The sequence below is a fragment of the Marinobacter sp. genome, assembly GCF_041686475.1.
Taxonomy (GTDB): Bacteria; Pseudomonadota; Gammaproteobacteria; order Pseudomonadales; family Oleiphilaceae; genus Marinobacter.
This window is the reverse complement of record NZ_JAWLDU010000003.1, coordinates 50511-68638: the sequence shown is the minus strand read 5'-3', so window position 1 is coordinate 68638 and position 18128 is coordinate 50511. Positions and strand designations below refer to the sequence as shown.

Below are 18128 nucleotides of genomic sequence, written 5' to 3'. Positions count from 1 at the left end.
TCAGGCCACTACTTTTCTTTCGGCTGCCACTTACCGTTCACGTACCAGGCAGACCAGCCGGTCGCCTTGCCTTCTTTCTCGGACATGACGTACTGCTCTTTGCTCTTGCGGCTGTAACGAATGACCGTCGGGTTACCTTCGGGATCCCGCTCTGGCGCGTCCATCAGGTAATCATACTTCGGGTCGATTTCCTTGCGGTGAGGCTTGATTTCCATCACCAGCGGCGGACGTGTCTCCCGGTTCTTTGGAAACTTGCTTGCAGCCAGGAACAGGCCGGAGGCCCCGTCACGTAACACGTACGTATCATCGACCTTCTGGCACTGCAGCTCCGGCATCGGCACCGGGTCCATCTTGGGAGGCGCAGGCTCGCCGCTCTTGAGCAGCTTGCGGGTATTCTTGCACTCGGCGTTGATGCAGCCAAAGTACTTACCGAAACGACCGGTCTTAAGCTGCATTTCAGAGCCGCACTTATCGCACTCCAGCGTTGGCCCCTCATAGCCCTTGATTCGGAAGGTACCCTTCTCCACTTCATAGCCGGAGCAATCAGGATTATTACCACAAACGTGCAGCTTACGGGTTTCGTCCACCAGGTAACTGTCCATGGCGGTGCCACACTTGGGGCAGCGGCGCTTCTTGCGCAGCAGGCGGCTTTCGCCCTCGCCTTCCACATCTTCATCGGCACTGACCACTTCGTCACCTGATACCAGGTTGATGGTGGTCTTGCAGCGTTCCTTCGGTGGCAGCGAATAACCGGAACAACCCAGGAAAACGCCAGTACTGGCAACGCGGATCTGCATCGGGCGGCTACAGGTCGGGCACGGGATATCGGTTTCTGTCGGGGTATTCGCCCGCATACCACCGTCTTCAACACTCTCGGCGGTTTCCAGTTGTTGACGGAACCGGCCATAAAAATCGTTCAGGACCTGCTTCCAGTCCACCTCACCGCCGGCAATCTCATCCAGCTCATCTTCCATTCTGGCGGTGAAATCGAAATCCATGAGGTTGGGGAAGGATTCCGACAGTCGCTCGGTCACAATCTCACCCATCTTTTCCGCGTAGAAACGGCGGTTCTGCAGGCGCACGTAGCCCCGATCCTGAATGGTGGAAATAATAGAGGCATAGGTTGAAGGCCGGCCAATGCCCTGTTTTTCAAGCTCCTTGACCAGGCTGGCTTCGGTGTAACGCGGTGCCGGCTTGGTGAAATGCTGGGTGGGCTCAAGCTTCTTCAGCTCAAGGGTCTCATTTACCTGGATGTCAGGCAGCGCAACGTCTTCGTCCTTCTTCGCAGACTGGGGCGCCACCTTGAGAAAACCTTCAAACTTGATAATCCGGCCGCGGGTACGAAGCTCGTAATCCCCATTGGCGACCACAATAGACGTACTCAGGAACTCGGCATCCGCCATCTGGCAGGCTATGAACTGACGCCAGATCAGGTCATAAAGCTTCTCAGCGTCCTTCTCCAGGCCGCTGATATCCGCCGGCCTGCGGCCCACGTCTGTCGGCCGGATGGCCTCGTGGGCCTCCTGAGCACCCTCTTTGCTGCCGTATACCCTGGGTTTCTCCGGCAGGAACTTTTCACCAAACTGCTTCTTGACGAACTCGCGGCAGCCGGCCACAGCGTCCTGACTCAGATTGGTGGAGTCGGTACGCATATAGGTAATGAAACCGGCCTCATAGAGGCGCTGGGCGAGCATCATAGTTTTCTTCACGCTGAAACCCATCCGGTTGCTGGCGGCCTGCTGCAGCGTGGATGTAATAAACGGCGCCGATGGCCTTGATTTCGTCGGCTTGTCTTCCCGCTTGGCGACCTTGAAACTGCCCGCCTTCAGGCGCCCAACGTGTTCGGTACTCTGTTTCTCGCTGACCGGGCGATAGGCCTTGTCATCGTAACGGGTAACTTCAAAACGAACTGGCTTTTCGGCCTGCCTGGAGGCCAGGTCCGCGTGAAGCTGCCAGAATTCTTCCGGAACAAACTTGCGGATTTCGCGCTCACGCTCGACGATCAGCCGCACCGCCACCGACTGTACCCGGCCGGCAGACAACCCCCGTGCAATTTTGGCCCACAGCAGCGGCGACACCATGTAGCCGACGACCCGGTCCAGAAAACGGCGCGCCTGCTGGGCATTGACGCGATCGGTGTCCAGGTTACCCGGATCCTTGAAGGCCTCCTGGATGGCGCGTTTGGTAATTTCATTGAAAACCACACGGCGATACTTTTCTGGCTCACCGCCAATAGTTTGCTGAAGATGCCAGGCAATGGCCTCACCTTCCCGGTCCAGATCCGTTGCGAGGTAGATGTGGTCGGCTGACTTGGCAAGGCGTTTGAGTTCGCTGACCACCTTTTCCTTGCCAGGCAGGATCTCGTAACGGGCACTCCAATCGTGATCCGGGTCCACCCCCATGCGGGCAACCAGTTGCTCCCTGGACTTGCGCTTCTTGTGAGCCGCCTTCTCGTCCGGGCTCATCTTGCGGGTCAGCGCAGCCTGTCTGGCGCGCTCTTTCGGATCCGAGGTTGAGCCGCTGCCACTGACTGGCAGGTCGCGAATATGCCCGACGCTCGACTTCACAATGAAGTCGGAGCCCAGGTATTTGTTGATGGTCTTCGCTTTCGCTGGCGACTCGACAATAACGAGACTTTTACCCATATCGGAGATCTGTGTCCTTGGCGATAATCGGTTAAAAATTCAGCAAACCGTAAACTCGCTGTAAAATCAGTCGGCTAGAAAACACACATTAGCCGCCACATTGGTATAGGTGCATTGTTTTACAGGGTCAAGAAAAGCAAGACAACCCATTCTTCTGTTTATGGCCGGCTTTTTTTGCCAGCTCAGAGACAGGAAAGCCCGGCATTTGCCGGGCCTCCTGAAGGTTTGCTATCAATCCGGCTTACCGAATCAGAGGCGCTCCCACACGGTCGCAATGCCCTGACCAAGGCCGATACACATGGTGGAAACACCAAGCTTGCCGCCTTTAGCCTGCATTACGTTCAGCAGGGTTGTTGAGATTCGTGCACCGGAACAGCCCAGCGGATGGCCAAGGGCAATCGCACCGCCGTTCAGGTTCACCTTCTCTTCCACGACGCCCAGCAGTTTCAGGTCTTTCAGAACCGGAAGGGACTGACCTGCAAACGCTTCGTTCAGTTCCCAAAAGTCGATGTCTTCAACTTTCAGGCCTGCACGCTTCAGGGCTTTCTTGGTGGCCGGAACCGGACCATAACCCATGATCGCGGGATCACAGCCTGCTACCGCCATGCTGCGAATCTTCGCCATCGGCTTCAGACCCAGCGCTTCGGCACGCTCTGCAGACATCAGTACCATCGCTGCAGCACCGTCAGTCAGCTGTGAAGAGGTACCCGCAGTGACGGTACCGTTCTTCGGATCGAAGGCTGGCTTGAGCTGGCTCAGAGACTCCACAGTCGTCTCCGGCCGGATGGTTTCGTCCTCTTCAATCAGTACCTTGAAGCCGTTCTCATCATGGCCCTCGATAGGCACGATCTCATTCTTAAAGCGACCTTCCAGAGTGGCTTCGTGGGCCAGGCGATGGGAACGCGCGCCAAATTCGTCCTGCTGCTCACGGGTGATACCGTGCATTTTGGACAACATTTCAGCAGTCAGGCCCATCATGTTGGAAGCCTTGGCAGAATACTTGGACGCAGCCGGGTTGTGGTCGAAGCCTTCAGTCATGGGTACGTGCCCCATGTGCTCGACACCACCAATAACGAACACGTCGCCGTTGCCGGTCTGGATGGCCTGGGCCGCCGTATGGATCGCGCTCATGGCGGAACCACACAGACGGTTGACAGTCTGCGCTGCAGATTCATGCGGGATGCGGGTCAGCAATGAAATCTGACGCGCCACGTTGAAGCCCTGTTCCTTGGTCTGGTTTACACAGCCCCAGATCACGTCTTCAACTTCTTTCGGGTCGAGCTTCGGATTGCGCTCAAACAGTGCTTCAATCAGCGCAGCCGACAGGTTTTCCGCACGTACATTGCGGAAGCAGCCATTCTTGGCACGACCCATTGGACTCCGCACGCAATCGACGACGACAACGTCTCTCGGATTAAGGCTCATAGATCTTTCTCCGTTCGGAAATCTCGTTCAGGGTTAGCCAAAGAACTTTTCGCCAGTCTTGGCCATTTCACGCAGCTTCTCGGTCGGGTGATACAAAGGACCAAGATCTGCAAACTTGTCTGCCAGCTCGACGAACTTGTCGACACCCATGTCGTCGATATAGCGCAGGGCACCACCGCGGAACGGCGGGAAGCCGATACCGAAGATCAGGCCCATATCGGCGTCTGCCGGGTCTTCAACAATGCCGTCTTCCAGGCAGCGAACGGTTTCCAGGCACAGGGGCAGCATCATGCGGGCGATGATGTCCTCGTCACTGAAGTCGTTCTTACCCTGAACAACCGGCTCAAGCAGCTTGTAGGTTTCTTCGTCGACAACCTTCTTCTGCTTGCCCTTGCGGTCCAGTTCGTACCTGTAAAAGCCCTTGTCGTTCTTCTGTCCGTAACGGTTGTTATCGAACATTACGTCAATGGCAGTAGTACCTTCGTGCTTCATCCGGTCCGGGAAGCCTTCGGCCATGACGTCACCAGCATGCTTACCAGTGTCCATGCCCACGACGTCCAGCAGATAGGCAGGACCCATCGGCCAGCCAAACTTTTCCATAACCCTGTCGACATGCTGGAAGTCAGCGCCGTCACGAACCAGGTTCACGAAACCGCCGAAGTACGGGAACAGCACGCGGTTTACCAGGAAGCCGGGGCAGTCGTTGACAACGATCGGTGTCTTGCCCATGGCCTTGGCGTAGGCCACCGTAGTGGCAATCGCCCGGTCGGACGTCTTCTCGCCACGGATAACCTCAACCAGTGGCATCATGTGCACCGGGTTGAAAAAGTGCATGCCACAGAAGTTTTCCGGGCGCTTCAGGTTGGCCGCCAGCTTGTTGATGGAAATGGTTGAGGTATTGGAGGTCAGGATGGTGTCTTCACGAACCGAGTCTTCGGTTTCACGCAGCACTGCGTCCTTGACCTTAGCGTTCTCGACAACCGCTTCCACTACCAGGTCGACATTCTTGAAGTCGCCATAGTTCAGGGTCGGTGTGATGTTGTTCAGAACATCTGCCATCTGATCGGGCTTCATCTTGCCCTTGTCGATGCGCTTGGTCAGAAGCTTCTTGGCTTCCTTGAGGCCCAGCGCAATACCGTCCTGGTTGATGTCCTTCATCAGGATGGGCGTGCCTTTCAATGCCGATTGGAATGCAACACCACCGCCCATGATGCCTGCGCCCAGTACGGCCGCCAGGTTCACGTCGTTGGCTTCTTTTTCCCAGGCCTTGGCCTTTTTCTTGAGTTCCTGATCGTTCAGGAACAGGCCCACCAGGCACGCGGCCACGTTGGTCTTGGCCATCTTGGCAAAGCCCTTGGCTTCCACCTCGATCGCCTTGTCACGGGTCAGACCGGCATGCTTCTGCATTACCTTAATGGCTTCCACTGGCGCCGGGTAGTTCTTGCCAGCCTGGCCAGCAACAAACGCCTTGGAGATCTCGAACGCCATCATGCTTTCCATGGCGTTCAGCTTGATCTTGCCCTTCTTTTCATCACGACGGGCCTGGTAGTCCAGCTTGCCGTCGTTGCACTGATTGATGATGCCGATGGCGGCTTCTACCAGCTTTTCGCCTTCAAGCACGGCGTCTACGGCGCCGACTTTCAGGGCCTTATCCGCGCGGTTCTCGGTACCACCGCAAATCCACTCAACCGCGTAATCAACGCCCACCAGTCGCGACAGGCGAACAGTACCGCCGAAGCCCGGGAAGATGCCGAGCTTCACTTCCGGCAGACCGACTTTTGCCTTCTTGTCCATCACCCGGTAATCGGTGGCCAGACACATTTCGAAGCCGCCACCCAGAGCCATACCGTTGATAGCGGTAACCGTGGGAAAAGGCAGATCTTCAATAGCACTGAATACTTCGTTGGCCTTCAGGTTGTTGGCAACCAGGTCTTCTTCCGGCCCTGCGAACAGGTTGGTGAATTCTGTAATATCGGCGCCAACGATAAAGCTGTCCTTGGAGCTGCTCACTACCAGGCCCTTCAGGCCTTTCTGTGCTTCCAGCTTGTCAGTCGCGGCGCGGAGCTCTTCAATCGTCAGACGGTTGAACTTGTTCACTGACTCGCCCTGCAAGTCGAAGTTCAACTGAGCGATCCCGCCTTCGATCTCTTTAACCGTGATGGCTTTACCTTCGTAAATCATCAACTGATCTCCAGTCTGTGTTTGGAACTGCTGAGACAGCCGCACAAGCGCTCGCCATGCGGCCGCTGATGCAGCGAGATTTCGGTCACTACCCGATCAATCGATCCAAAATTCATACAGTCGTTTGAATCGTGAGGTGACACGATGAAAAAAAACAGCTCGTTTGTCAATTTGTTTCTGGAAGAATCAACCGGACCTGCCTCCGAAGGGACAGCCGAATGGCACCTGGAGGCGAATGGAATTATTATTTATCAAGCAACTGCGACGGGGTATTCAGAAGAAACGAGAACTTAATCACGTAAATTTCAAACTCGTTTACATTTGCCCCTGTTCCGCCCCGCAAAACTGCTTGATCGGCCGGCTCGGTTACTTTACCTTCGGTATGCGACTTTAGTCCACAATAATAAAACAGCCTTACGGAGACCCATCCTATGAAAGACGCTCGCCTGCGGGTACGCTCACTCGCAACAGCCCTGATGCTGTTGCTGATTACTTCCCTGACAGTTCGTGCCCAGGAACAGGGAGACGGATTTCTTTCTGATCTTCACAGCTTTCGCATCAGCAATTACATGGCGCTGGATGCTTACTATCGTTTCAGCGCCAGCGGCGATACCGAGACTCTCAACGAAATTGTGGCCGCTATCAACGAAGCCAATGAATCCATGAATGCGGTTGCAGACAGCACCGCCGGCGTACTTTCAGGAGAGCAGGTTGAAAGCCTGAACGAGGAATTCGACAAGTTCAAAGACCTGATGCGCAGCAATATCAATGACGTGCGCAACACCGGCTACCCGGACCTGCGGCTTGTTTCCGACATGGCAAACCAGGCTCTGCTGATGAGTGAGGTAGCCAGCGAGATGTACATCGTGGCCCGGGAAAGCTCTGAAACAGAGAGCAACAACCGTATTGAGGCTGCCCGCTCCGCTGCGGTTACCATGGCACAGATGATGGGGAAATATTCGGCGCGCACACACTCCTCGGTTGCCCAGACTTTCCAGGGCTCATCCAACGATATGCCCCTGGATGAGCAGGCAAAACAATTTGAAACGCTACTCTCACAGGTTGCGGAAGGTAATGCCGAAGGGTCACTCAAGAAAACGCTGAACGACGTCACATCGAAGTGGGAATTCATTCGCGGCTCCTACGTCAACTACAATGACAACAATGTCGCCTTCGTTATTGACCGCTATTCAAAAGGCATCCTTGACAGCCTGGCCACAACCATTGACCTGCTGAGGGAAAGCGCCTGACACGCCCTGCCTGGCCGGCGGCAGCGCAAAATCTGCACCGGCCACCTCTGCTGGTTTTTCAGCGCCGAACTCTGACTGGTTTGATACCCGTCACTATTGGTTTACACTTTTCAGGTACAGTGTTGCCTGGATAAGCCCCGATTCAGACCTCATCCGCGAAGGAGCGATGCGATGTCAATCTATCAGAAAATTATGGTGGCCATTGATCTTACAGAAGAGGCCCCGCAGGTTCTTAACAAGGCCGTAGAGGTCAGCAAGGCTCATGGTGCCCAGCTTATGCTGGTGCACGTGGTTGAGCCGGTGGGCTACGCCTATGGTGGCGATATCCCCATGGATCTGACGGAACTCCAGGATCAGCTGGACAAGGCAGCGAAGGATCAGCTTGCCCAATACGGTGAACAGTATGGCGTGGCGAAAGAAGACCAGGTGGTGACCGTTGGCCGTCCCGAGTCGGAGATTCATCGTCTGTCGAAAGAACAGAATGCAGATCTGGTCATTGTAGGAAGTCACGGGCGCAAGGGCTTTCAACTGCTCCTGGGCTCCACCGCCAATGGCGTCCTGCACGGAACCGTGTGCGACGTGCTTGCCGTTCGCATCCAGTAACCGACGCGATACCGCGGGATGGCGCCTCAGGCTGCGCCATCTCCCCGCATTTTCGCCTCCAGCTTTCGAAGCTGACTTTCCAGGGAAAAACTCACGCTGGAGGCCATTGAAAAGAAATTCAATAGCGCCTTCAGGTTGCTGTCACCCTCGCAGACAGAATGAATGCGCTGCCAAAGTGCCTGATTGACCAGTTGCAGGCGGTGATTCCTCTCCACCAGTCCCTTCAGATCCCAGTCCGGCTCCTGATGATTTCGCTTCGCCAGGTACTGCTGCAGCAGGTAGTGGGAAACACTGCGCATGATGAACTCGTCATTGCTGGCAAATGGCAGATGATGCACCGCCATGGATTTTAGCTCCGACAGGACCGGGCAGCCACTGGTGGCCATCTTGAGGCCCAGCAATGAGCGAAGCGCCTCTTCAAGTGTCGTTGATTTGGAATAAGTCCTGCGATCGTCGGTAACAACAACTTCTACCTTCTGATAGGCGTCTTCGGCCTGAAATTCCTTCACTACCGGCAACATCTACACCGCCGCAGGGCATTGCGGAGAGTCCGACGCTTTCAGCGGACAATTGGAGCACTGGCAGTGTTCCAGCCGGGTCCACCCGGGCAGGTTATTTTTCGCTTCTGCCGGCTGATCCGTCACCTTGAATTCCACGGGGCGGCTGTCTTCAAACCTGAATTGATACGTAACGTTCATTGATTCGCCTGTTCCTCCAGCTCCATCCACCGCTCAATCACCTTTTCCAGACGGGCTTCCCTGTCACCCAGTTCTGCAAGGGTCGCGGATACTTCATCTGCCGGGCCGGAGTAGAATTCCGGATTCGAAATCCTCTGACGGAGCTCTTCCAGCTCACTCTCGAGGTTCTCGATCTGCCCCGGTAACTGCTCCAGTTCGAGCTTCAGCTTGTAGCTGAGCCTGGCTGGCTTCGCCTTCGTCGGTTCGTTTTCGGGCGACACAGGTGCAGGCTCCGCGGATGGAGCTGGCCTGCCGGTTCCTGGTGGCCGAGAAGCCTTTCGGCTTCCGCCTTCTGAAGGAAAACGCCCACCCTGTCTTCGCCAGTCGGTATAGCCACCTACGAATTCAGCAACCTTACCAGAGCCGTCCAGAAATACGGTGTCGGTTGCCACATTGTCGAGAAATTCCCGGTCGTGACTGATCACCACGACAGTGCCTGCGAATTCCACCAGCCTGGACTCCAGTAGCTCCAGGGTTTCCACGTCCAGATCGTTGGTTGGCTCATCCAGAACAAGAATATTCGCGGGTTTGCTGAACAGCTTGGCCAACAGCAACCGTGCCCGTTCGCCACCAGAAAATACGCGCACAGGCGAGCGGGCCCGTTCCGGACTGAACAGAAATTCCTGCAGGTACCCGAGAACGTGTTTACTCTGGCCATTGATTTCAATGAATTCACGCCCTTCTGACAGGTTATCCAGGGCATTACGCTCAAGATCCAGCTCGCCCCGGAGCTGATCAAAGTAGGCCACCTGAAGGTTGGTTCCCAGGCGGATTTTGCCTTCCGTGGGCTTGAGATCACCAAGCAGCAGACGAACCAGTGTGGTTTTCCCGGTTCCGTTCTCGCCGACCAGGCCGATCTTGTCGCCCCGGAGCACAGTCATATTCATGTCCCGGATAACCGGGGTGCCATCCGGATACGCAAATCCCGCCTCGCTGGCTTCTACCACCAGCTTTCCTGAACGGGCAGCATCCTCCACCGAGAAGCTGGCTGTACCGCCACGTTCGCGCCGCTGCCGACGCTCTTCCCGCATCGCCTTGAGCGCTCTCACCCGCCCCATATTGCGGGTGCGCCGTGCCTTGATGCCCTGCCTTATCCAGGCCTCTTCCTGCTTCAGGCGCTTGTCGAACAGCGCGTTCTGGCGCTCTTCCTCCTCGAGTGCTTTTTCCTTCAGATCCAGGTAGCGGTCATAGGTAGCGGCAAAACTCACCAGGTGGCCTCGGTCCAGCTCCACAATCCGCGTTGCCATCCTGCGGATAAACGCCCGGTCATGACTCACAAACAGTATAGCGCCGCGGAATTGCGACAGAGCCTCTTCCAGCCACGCGATAGCAGGCACATCCAGATGGTTGGTAGGTTCATCCAGAAGCAACACATCCGGCTCGGTAACCAGCGCCCGGGCCAGCAGTACCCGTCGCTGCCAACCGCCTGACAGGGTATTCAGGGTCTGGTCAGGATCAATGCCGTACTGGGCAAGAATCGCACCCACTTTCTGGTCAAGCCGCCAGCCGTCAAGTGCCTCCAGGCGTTCCTGGACCTTCATCATACGATCCAGGCCTGACTCATCCGTATTCTGTGTCAGTCTGTGGAACTCGGCAAGCAGTTCACCGGTTTCGGGAAAGGCACCGGCAACGGCTTCGTAGGCAGTCCATGTATCGTTGACAGGCAGGTTCTGGGGCAGCACGGCAAGTCTGGCACCATCTTCCAGTCTCACGATTCCGCCATCTGGCACAACCTCGCCGGTGACAATTTTCAACAGGGTGGACTTCCCCTCCCCGTTTCGCCCCAGAAGACACACCCGCTCCCCGGCCTCCATGGTCATGGAAGCCTGGTCGAGTAATGGCTGCATGCCAAAAGCAAGGGATATAGCATCCAGCGTTAACAATGGCACGTTATTGATTCTCCGTGGTTACAGTAGGTGTCAAAGTGACGGGATTTCCCACCCGGATCTCACCGGCCGATTCATGGATGGCATTCATCCCGAAGATCACTCCATCCGTGGTTCGCCGATAGGTTCCAAGCTCCCGGAGAGGCTGAAGATCCGGCGCCTTCAAGCCCCGGTCAGGGTCTACCGTGGTCACGACGCATCGCGAACAGGGTTTGACCAGGCTGAACTCAATATTGTTGATAGACAGCGTCCGCCATGTGTCTTCCTCCCAGGCAGTGGCACCTTCAACCACGATATTTGGCCGGAAATTTCGCATCTCGACGGCCGTCTTCAGGCGCGAATTCAGCTCTTCCAGGGAGGCAAGGTTGGTAATGAGAAACGGGAAACCGTCAGCAAAACTGATACGACGATACTCGCTAACCCTGCCGGCATCAACGCGGCGAAACGTTTCTTCAGGCATGAAAACAAAGCGGAATGTATCACCACAGAATCGGGATATTGCCTCGGAAGCCGCACCGCCGCCGTATACCGCCTTCGCCCAGTCCTGCCAGACTCTGACCCGGCACTCCTCGGGGCCAGCAACCAGGGAAAATTCGCCTTCACCCGGAATATCGACAACAATCTGGCCCTTCTCCAGGCGCGTGCCAATTAGCGCAAGTTCCGGATTGCTCCGTTGGGTCACGAATTGCCGGTCGGTATCGACAATCATCCAGCGCCGGTCACCAGCCGGACCGAAATCATCCATCTGGAATTCGGAAACCTCGATCCCCGCCAGAGATTTGACTGGATAGACATACAATGAATGCACCTGCATGGTAACTCCCGCCCAATGGGTAGAAAGAACTGCGTGACAGGCAAGTATACCGGGAAAAAAAGAGTAGGACTGCGGGACAGAAGCCCTGAAACGAAGAAGCCCGGCCTTCTGTCTCGAAAAGGCCGGGCTTTCGGAATCTGGAGCGGGAAACGAGATTCGAACTCGCGACCCCAACCTTGGCAAGGTTGTGCTCTACCAACTGAGCTATTCCCGCTTGATCAACGGACGCGTATTCTACGGATTCGTCCTTGCCCGTCAACTATTTTTTCAGCCTTCGTTTCAGCCTACTCTATTGCCCGAAACGTTTTCCTGACTCAAGGTAGGCCTCCTCATCGGGCGTGGGGGTACGCTTGAGTGCCCTGTTCCGATGGGGAAATCTTCCGAACCTCCGGATAATCACCTGATGATCCCTGGCAGACTGCAGGAAGCTTTCCATGAAATCGCCAGCGATTCCACCGGTAGCGGAAGCCAGCTGCTGGTAACAGTCCACAGACAGATTCTGGTCTTCCATTTTTTCCGAGTGCTGCAGCGGCATATACAGGAAGGCCCGCTGAACCGGCGGCAATGCCATATCGTGACCATTTCGCATGGCACTCCGGCAAAGCCTGATTGCCAGTTTGTCGTTGTCGAACGCCATAGGGCCGCCCCGATGGATCTGACGGGTAAACTGGTCCAGCAGGATAATCTCAGCCAGAGCTCCGCCAGGTATATTCCTCCAGTGCCGCAATCCGTCTTCAGAAGCAAACAGCACCATGGACAAAAAACGCCGGCGAATCTCCTGATCAAAAGCGCGTGAGGAACGAAACCAGCGGTTACGATGTTCACTGTCCGGCAACCCGTGCTCATCAAGTTCACCAAACCAGAAATCCAGAATCTCTTTCCAATCGAACATATGGTCTACCCTGTTGCATTGCCACAGGCCGGCTTTGGTGCCGGCACTGCTACACTCTACGATAACTAACCGGCTTTTGGTCCTATCAGGAGATACTATGAGCGACGATCCCAGAATCATTCTTCTTGCGCACGGAAGCAGTGACCAGCGCTGGTGCCAGACCTTCGAAGAACTCGCTACGCCTACACTCGGTTCCGTGCCCGGCTCACGCATTGCCTACATGGAACTGGCCGAGCCATCCCTGGACACTATTATTTCAGAAGGCCGGAACGAAGGCATCGGAACCTTCATCATCGTTCCTTTATTCCTGGCAGCAGGCCGGCACCTTAGAAAAGACGTTCCCGGAATGATTGAAGATCTCCAGTCTACCTACGGTGTCTCCATTACCCTGGCGCCACCGATTGGCGAAAACCCACAACTGGGCTACGCAATCCGTGATGTGGTGAACCAGCAACTTGAGCAACAGAAGCAGACGGCCTGATAAACAACGTTGGTGCTGCCGCCAGAGAGATAGAAAGCGGCGGCCCGAAAGGAGAGAATGGTCATGGAAAAGCGGATTCTGATTACTGGGGGCACCGGTTTTATAGGGCAACCACTGTGCCAGAAATTGATTGCAGACGGGTATGCTCTCACGGTGCTGAGCCGTCAGCCATCCCATAATGTTCAGTCAGTGTGTGGCCGGGTGGAGGCCGTGATGGACCTGGATAATCTCAGGGGGCACGAGGGTTTCGATGCGGTTATCAATCTTGCCGGGGAAGGCATAGCGGATAAACGCTGGTCCGAAGCACGCAAGCAGGAGCTGAGGGACAGCCGCATTGCCCTCACGAACCACCTTGTGGATGTCATTAGGAGCTGGAAAAACTGTCCGGCCGTACTGGTATCCGGTTCGGCCGTCGGCTTTTACGGAAATCAGGGCAGCAACCGAGTTACTGAAGATACGCCACCCCACGATGAATTCACCCACCGGTTGTGCAGCGACTGGGAACAGGCAGCCCTGAGGCTGGAACCCACCGGGGTGCGGGTATGCCTGTCACGCACGGGCGTTGTTGCCGGGCCCGACGGCGGTTTTCTCCAACGCATGTTAATGCCATTCAAGTTGGGACTGGGTGGGCGCCTGGGAAGCGGAGAACAATACATGCCCTGGGTGCATCGGGACGACGTGGTGGCAGCCCTGATATGGATGCTGGAAACCGAAACCGCTACTGGCGCCTACAATGTAGTAAGCCCCAATCCGGTAACCAACCGGCAGTTCACCAAATCTCTCGCCGGCGTTCTGGGCAGGCCTGCGATTTTTCCGGCTCCGGCTCCAATTCTTAAAATTGCACTGGGAGAAATGTCAACGCTGTTGCTAACCGGGCAAATGGCGATACCGGAGCGGCTGGAAGCCGAGGGATTCCGCTTCCGGTTTCCCGATCTGAGCCCCGCACTGGCGGATGCAACGAGGTACTGAGTCGCGAAACGGGGTTTTTCGAAAAACTGTTTGACAGCCCGCAACTCCTTACTTAATATACGCGCCACCTCGACGAGGCAAGGTTTTGAAGCGATGCGTCCCCTTCGTCTAGTGGCCTAGGACTCCGCCCTTTCACGGCGGCAACAGGGGTTCGAACCCCCTAGGGGACGCCAACTTCTCACCTGATTCTACTGCTTATGGCCGTCATGAGCCGGGGAATCGGAGTGCCTGCCATGGTCTCCGAGCTGGTGCTTTGAGTCCTTCAGTACAAAAACACCTACCCCAACAAAAAAGCCTACCATCAACACAACGGTAACGATTCCTGCGATAACAACTGCATCGGTATACATAGCCATATCCTCCGGACATTCCTGATCAACTAAGTCCAGATTACGCCTACACTGACAACTGCATATTGATCTGGGTCAATAGCGATGGCAACGACACATCCTTTCAAAACCCTGAACCGCGACACATTTCTTTCGGTTTTTCCTGTGTTTGCAGCGCATTTGAGAGAAACTGCTGCTATAGTCCTGAAGACGTAGCCTGACCTTTAGTAACCAATCCTCCATGGGGCGGCCGAAGTATAGGACATGCAAAAACTGCTGACTCGTCTGCAACGATTCCGAACCGGGTCCCCGCTCTCGTTCCGGCTGCTCGCGTATATCCTGCTGTTCAGCTCACTGTTCACACTGATTTCATCAGCGAGCCAGATATATTCTGACTATCGCAAGGATCTTTACCAGATTGACCGGCGCATGGAAGTCATTGAAACCGGTTATACGTCCAGCCTTGCCCGCAGTCTCTGGGCACTTGACCAGAAACTGCTTCAGACCCAGCTTGAAGGTATTCTCAGCCTCCCGGACATCGTTCACCTGCGCCTTCGGATCGAGCCGGACTCGGAACTGGTCATGGGTAATATCCCCCGTGACACCACAACCACCGAACACACATTTGAACTGACGCACCAGGGCGATGACATGTTCACCCTTGGCGAACTGACGGTAACGGCCGACCTGAAACGGGTGTATTCGGATATGCGTCAAAAGGTGGTGGTGGTTCTGACTACCCAGTTCTTCAAAACCTTTTTCGTATCGATTCTGATTATCTGGATATTCCAGTATTTCGTGGCCCGTCATCTGAGCACCATGGCCAACTATGCCAGCAACTTCTCCCTCAACAACCTTTCCCAGCCACTTCAGCTGGACCGGCCGGATACCACACTTAACCGCAACGACGAGCTGGCCCAGGTGACGGAGGCCATCAACCAGATGCGGGAAAGGCTCAATAGCGATGTGGCTCGCCAGGAGCGCGACGCCGAGGAAATTCGTAAATTCTCCAAGGCAATCGAGCAAAGCCCCTCATCTGTACTCATTTGCGACCGCCAGTGGCGTATCGAGTTTGCCAACCAGAAATTCACACAGCTCACCGGCTACGACGGGAAATCCATTATCGGCAAACACCCTGGCGTGTTTTCGGAGGATGCCACTGCCCACCGAGAGAACCGGCAACTTTGGCAGTCGATCCGTCTCCAGGTCCAGCGCGTGGGGGTCTGGCAGGGCGAGATCAACAGCGTTCGCAGAAACGGCGAACGATTCTGGGAGCAGCTGATTGTTACTCCCATCAAGAACTCCAACGGAGAGGCAACCGGCTACCTCATCCTCGGCGAAGACATCAGTATCCGAAAACGCTACGAACAGCAGCTCCTGCGGCAGGCAAACTATGACATCCTCACGGGCCTTCCAAACCGGATGCTGGCGCTTGACCGGCTTAAACTGGCGTTGGCACAGGCGCGACGGGAAAGTTCGCTTGTCGGCGTCATGTTTCTCGATCTGGATAACTTCAAACATATCAATGACACCCTCGGTCATGATGCCGGCGACAATCTTCTGATTGAGGCAGCCCGCCGCATCTCCAGCTGCCTTCGAGGCACCAGCACCGTTGCCAGACTCGGCGGCGACGAATTCCTGGTAATACTGCCAGGCCTGACCGGGCCCGAAGCCACCTCCCAGGTAGCAGAGCGCATCCTCAAGACGTTCGCCCCTCCCTACCTGCTCAATGGCCAGGAAGTGTTTGTTACCACCAGTATCGGCATTGCCATCTTCCCGATTGACTCCGACAACAGTGGCACCCTGCTGCAACATGCTGATGCCGCCATGTATCAGGCCAAGCACAAGGGCAAGAGCGCCTATGCGCACTTCGCTCCGGAGATGACCGAAGTCTCCCACGAACGGCTGCAGATGGAATCGCTGATGCGTCGCGCACTGGAGCAGAAGGAATTCGAGCTCTACTACCAACCCATCGTTCGAACCGATTCCGGCGAGCTATGCTCCGCGGAGGCACTGCTGCGCTGGAACAATCCCGGCCTGGGCATGATCATGCCTGACCGTTTTATCCCCTTGGCAGAGGAAACCGGTCTTATTACACCAATCGGCGAATGGGTGCTGAAGGAAGCCTGCCATGCGGCCATGCGGTGGAAGGCAACCACGGGCACCAGTGTTGGCATATCGGTGAATGTTTCTCCACGCCAGTTCCGGGACCCCGGGTTCATCTACACGGTCATGAATGCACTGGAAACCAGTGGCCTTGAACCCCATCAGCTGGAGCTGGAAATCACAGAACGTCTGATACTGGATAACACCATCGAGACAGCCGACATTCTCCGTCAACTGGATCAGTCCGGCATCCGCCTCTCCGTGGATGACTTTGGCACAGGCTACTCCGCTCTCAGCTACCTGAAAAGCTATCCCTTTGATACCCTGAAAATTGACAAATCTTTTGTTCAGGACGTGATGAAAGAGCAGGACGACGCAGCCCTGGTCAAAGCCATTATCAATATGGCGCACAGCCTCGGCCTGCGGGTGATTGCAGAAGGGGTGGAAGAAGAGGCACAGACCCATTTCCTGCAGCGGGAGGGATGCGACTACTCCCAGGGCTACTTCTACAGCCGCCCGCTGCCGGAAGTAGAGTTCCGGGAATGGCTCAGGACCAATCATCGCGTCCGCTGAAAAGCCACCAATTAAAACGGATTGATATGGAAGGAACGATACTCGTCGTCAACTGTGGCAGTTCGTCGCTCAAAGTTGCCCTGTTTGACGCACAACTGAAAAAACTGTCCAGCGGGCTCGCCGAGCGACTTGGCAAGGAAGACGCCTTTGCCACAGTCAAAGGCCATCCGGCACAGATTGAACTGGACGCCCTGGCAGATCACCAGCAGGCACTGAGTGCCCTTGTTACTGTCTTCCGGGACGATGGATTGCTCGATGACGCACCTGCCGCTGTCGGCCACCGGGTCGTTCATGGCGGGGAAACGTTTCGTGAAGCCGCCCTCATTAACGATGACGTGCTGGCAGCGATAAAAGACTGCGCAAGCCTGGCGCCACTCCATAATCCGGTGAACCTTGCGGGCATTGAAGCGACCAGAGCCCTGTTCCCTGATATTCCCCAGGTAGCGGTTTTCGATACGGCGTTTCACCAGACCTTACCCGAGAAAGCCTATCTGTATGCGCTTCCCTCTCATTTATACAACGACTGGGGCGTTCGGCGATACGGCTTTCATGGCACCAGCCACCAGTTCATGGCAAACGAAGCCGCCCGGATACTGGGCAAAACGCCGGCCACAACCTCTATCATTTCGGCGCACCTGGGTAATGGATGCAGCATAACGGCCATCCGCGATGGCAACAGTGCAGACACCAGTATGGGGCTGACGCCGCTGGAAGGTCTGGTTATGGGAACACGCAGCGGGGATGTAGACCCCGGGCTGTTCGACTTCCTGGCCAACCAGGGCGTGGCGCCGCACGAAGTCCATCGGCTGCTGAACAACGAGAGCGGGCTGCTGGGTCTGTCAGGACAGACCAACGACATGCGCACCCTTTGCGAGCTGGCAGACCACGGCCACGAACCGTCACAGACCGCCATTGAGGTTTTTTGCTTCCGTCTCGCCCGCTATGTCGGGGCAATGATGGCGTCACTGAATCATCTTGATGCGCTGGTTTTTACCGGTGGCATTGGCGAAAACAGCAGCCTGGTGCGAAAGAAAACACTGGCACATCTGAGCCTGTTCGGATTCACTATCGACGATGAGTTGAATCATCACCACGGCAGTATCAGCGATGGCCGGATAGAAGGGGCCGAAAGCCGCTTCCGCGTTCTGGTCATACCTACCAATGAAGAACTCGTGATTGCCAGGGAAGCGCTGGCCTCCGCCCGGCCCGGTATGGCTGGCTAACCAAGATCCAAATC

13 protein-coding genes, 2 tRNA genes and 1 pseudogene are annotated in these 18128 nt (G+C 55.9%); 7 read left to right on the top strand and 9 right to left on the bottom strand.

Annotated features, from left to right (window positions below):
* Positions 1–8 precede the first annotated feature (8 nt).
* The 3 genes from topA to fadB all read right to left on the bottom strand — a co-directional run bounded on the left by topA (position 9) and on the right by fadB (position 6251).
* Entirely contained in the window at positions 9–2645 is a 2637-nt protein-coding gene (topA, locus tag ACESMB_RS01515; RefSeq protein ID WP_372925650.1) for a type I DNA topoisomerase, read from the bottom strand.
* Positions 2646–2894: 249 nt separating this feature from the next.
* The gene (fadA, locus tag ACESMB_RS01510) at positions 2895–4070 is read right to left on the bottom strand and encodes an acetyl-CoA C-acyltransferase FadA (protein ID WP_372925649.1); all 1176 of its coding nucleotides are present in this window, start codon (positions 4068–4070) and stop codon (positions 2895–2897) included.
* A gap of 33 nt (positions 4071–4103) precedes the next feature.
* On the bottom strand, positions 4104–6251 hold the full coding sequence (gene fadB, locus ACESMB_RS01505) for a fatty acid oxidation complex subunit alpha FadB (RefSeq protein ID WP_372970778.1): 2148 nt from the start codon (positions 6249–6251) through the stop codon (positions 4104–4106).
* A 431-nt stretch (positions 6252–6682) separates the two neighbouring features.
* Here fadB and ACESMB_RS01500 point away from each other — a divergent pair, with 431 nt between their 5' ends.
* Positions 6683–7501 carry a hypothetical protein gene (locus ACESMB_RS01500; RefSeq protein ID WP_372970777.1) on the top strand — a complete coding sequence of 273 codons (819 nt, stop codon included), beginning with the start codon at positions 6683–6685 and terminating at the stop codon, positions 7499–7501.
* A 171-nt stretch (positions 7502–7672) separates the two neighbouring features.
* Positions 7673–8104, top strand: coding sequence for a universal stress protein (locus ACESMB_RS01495; protein ID WP_372925646.1), 432 nt, complete (start codon positions 7673–7675; stop codon positions 8102–8104).
* A gap of 26 nt (positions 8105–8130) precedes the next feature.
* Here the strand turns inward: ACESMB_RS01495 and ACESMB_RS01490 are convergent.
* From ACESMB_RS01490 to ACESMB_RS01470, 5 genes and pseudogenes are all read right to left on the bottom strand, one after another.
* Positions 8131–8802: pseudogene (locus tag ACESMB_RS01490) on the bottom strand (DUF6901 family protein).
* Positions 8799–10730 carry an ATP-binding cassette domain-containing protein gene (locus ACESMB_RS01485; RefSeq protein ID WP_372970776.1) on the bottom strand — a complete coding sequence of 644 codons (1932 nt, stop codon included), beginning with the start codon at positions 10728–10730 and terminating at the stop codon, positions 8799–8801. Before ACESMB_RS01485 ends, ACESMB_RS01490 begins: the two are co-directional and overlap by 4 nt.
* A 1-nt stretch (position 10731) precedes the next feature.
* Entirely contained in the window at positions 10732–11541 is an 810-nt protein-coding gene (locus ACESMB_RS01480; protein WP_372925643.1) for an MOSC domain-containing protein, read from the bottom strand.
* A gap of 138 nt (positions 11542–11679) precedes the next feature.
* Positions 11680–11755 (bottom strand) — tRNA-Gly (locus tag ACESMB_RS01475).
* 75 nt (positions 11756–11830) lie between these two features.
* Positions 11831–12433, bottom strand: a complete 603-nt coding sequence (locus ACESMB_RS01470; RefSeq protein ID WP_372925642.1) for a DUF924 family protein — start codon at positions 12431–12433, stop codon at positions 11831–11833.
* A 97-nt stretch (positions 12434–12530) separates the two neighbouring features.
* Here ACESMB_RS01470 and ACESMB_RS01465 point away from each other — a divergent pair, with 97 nt between their 5' ends.
* The 3 genes from ACESMB_RS01465 (at position 12531) to ACESMB_RS01455 (ending at position 14056) form a co-directional block, all read left to right on the top strand.
* A complete protein-coding gene (locus tag ACESMB_RS01465) occupies positions 12531–12914 on the top strand; it encodes a sirohydrochlorin chelatase (protein WP_372925641.1) in 384 nt (127 codons plus the stop codon).
* A 63-nt stretch (positions 12915–12977) separates the two neighbouring features.
* On the top strand, positions 12978–13883 hold the full coding sequence (locus ACESMB_RS01460) for a TIGR01777 family oxidoreductase (protein ID WP_372925640.1): 906 nt from the start codon (positions 12978–12980) through the stop codon (positions 13881–13883).
* Positions 13884–13980: 97 nt separating this feature from the next.
* Positions 13981–14056: transfer RNA gene (locus ACESMB_RS01455), tRNA-Glu, on the top strand.
* 15 nt (positions 14057–14071) lie between these two features.
* Here ACESMB_RS01455 and ccoM read toward each other — a convergent pair.
* Positions 14072–14233 carry a cytochrome c oxidase subunit CcoM gene (ccoM, locus tag ACESMB_RS01450; RefSeq protein ID WP_372925639.1) on the bottom strand — a complete coding sequence of 54 codons (162 nt, stop codon included), beginning with the start codon at positions 14231–14233 and terminating at the stop codon, positions 14072–14074.
* 243 nt (positions 14234–14476) lie between these two features.
* On the opposite strand from ccoM, the gene ACESMB_RS01445 reads away from it, so the two are divergent.
* Both ACESMB_RS01445 and ACESMB_RS01440 read left to right on the top strand, forming a co-directional pair.
* Positions 14477–16891, top strand: a complete 2415-nt coding sequence (locus ACESMB_RS01445; RefSeq protein ID WP_372970775.1) for an EAL domain-containing protein — start codon at positions 14477–14479, stop codon at positions 16889–16891.
* Between the two features lie 26 nt (positions 16892–16917).
* Complete coding sequence (locus ACESMB_RS01440) at positions 16918–18114, top strand: acetate/propionate family kinase (protein WP_372925637.1); 1197 nt, start codon at positions 16918–16920, stop codon at positions 18112–18114.
* The last annotated feature ends 14 nt before the right edge of the window (positions 18115–18128 follow it).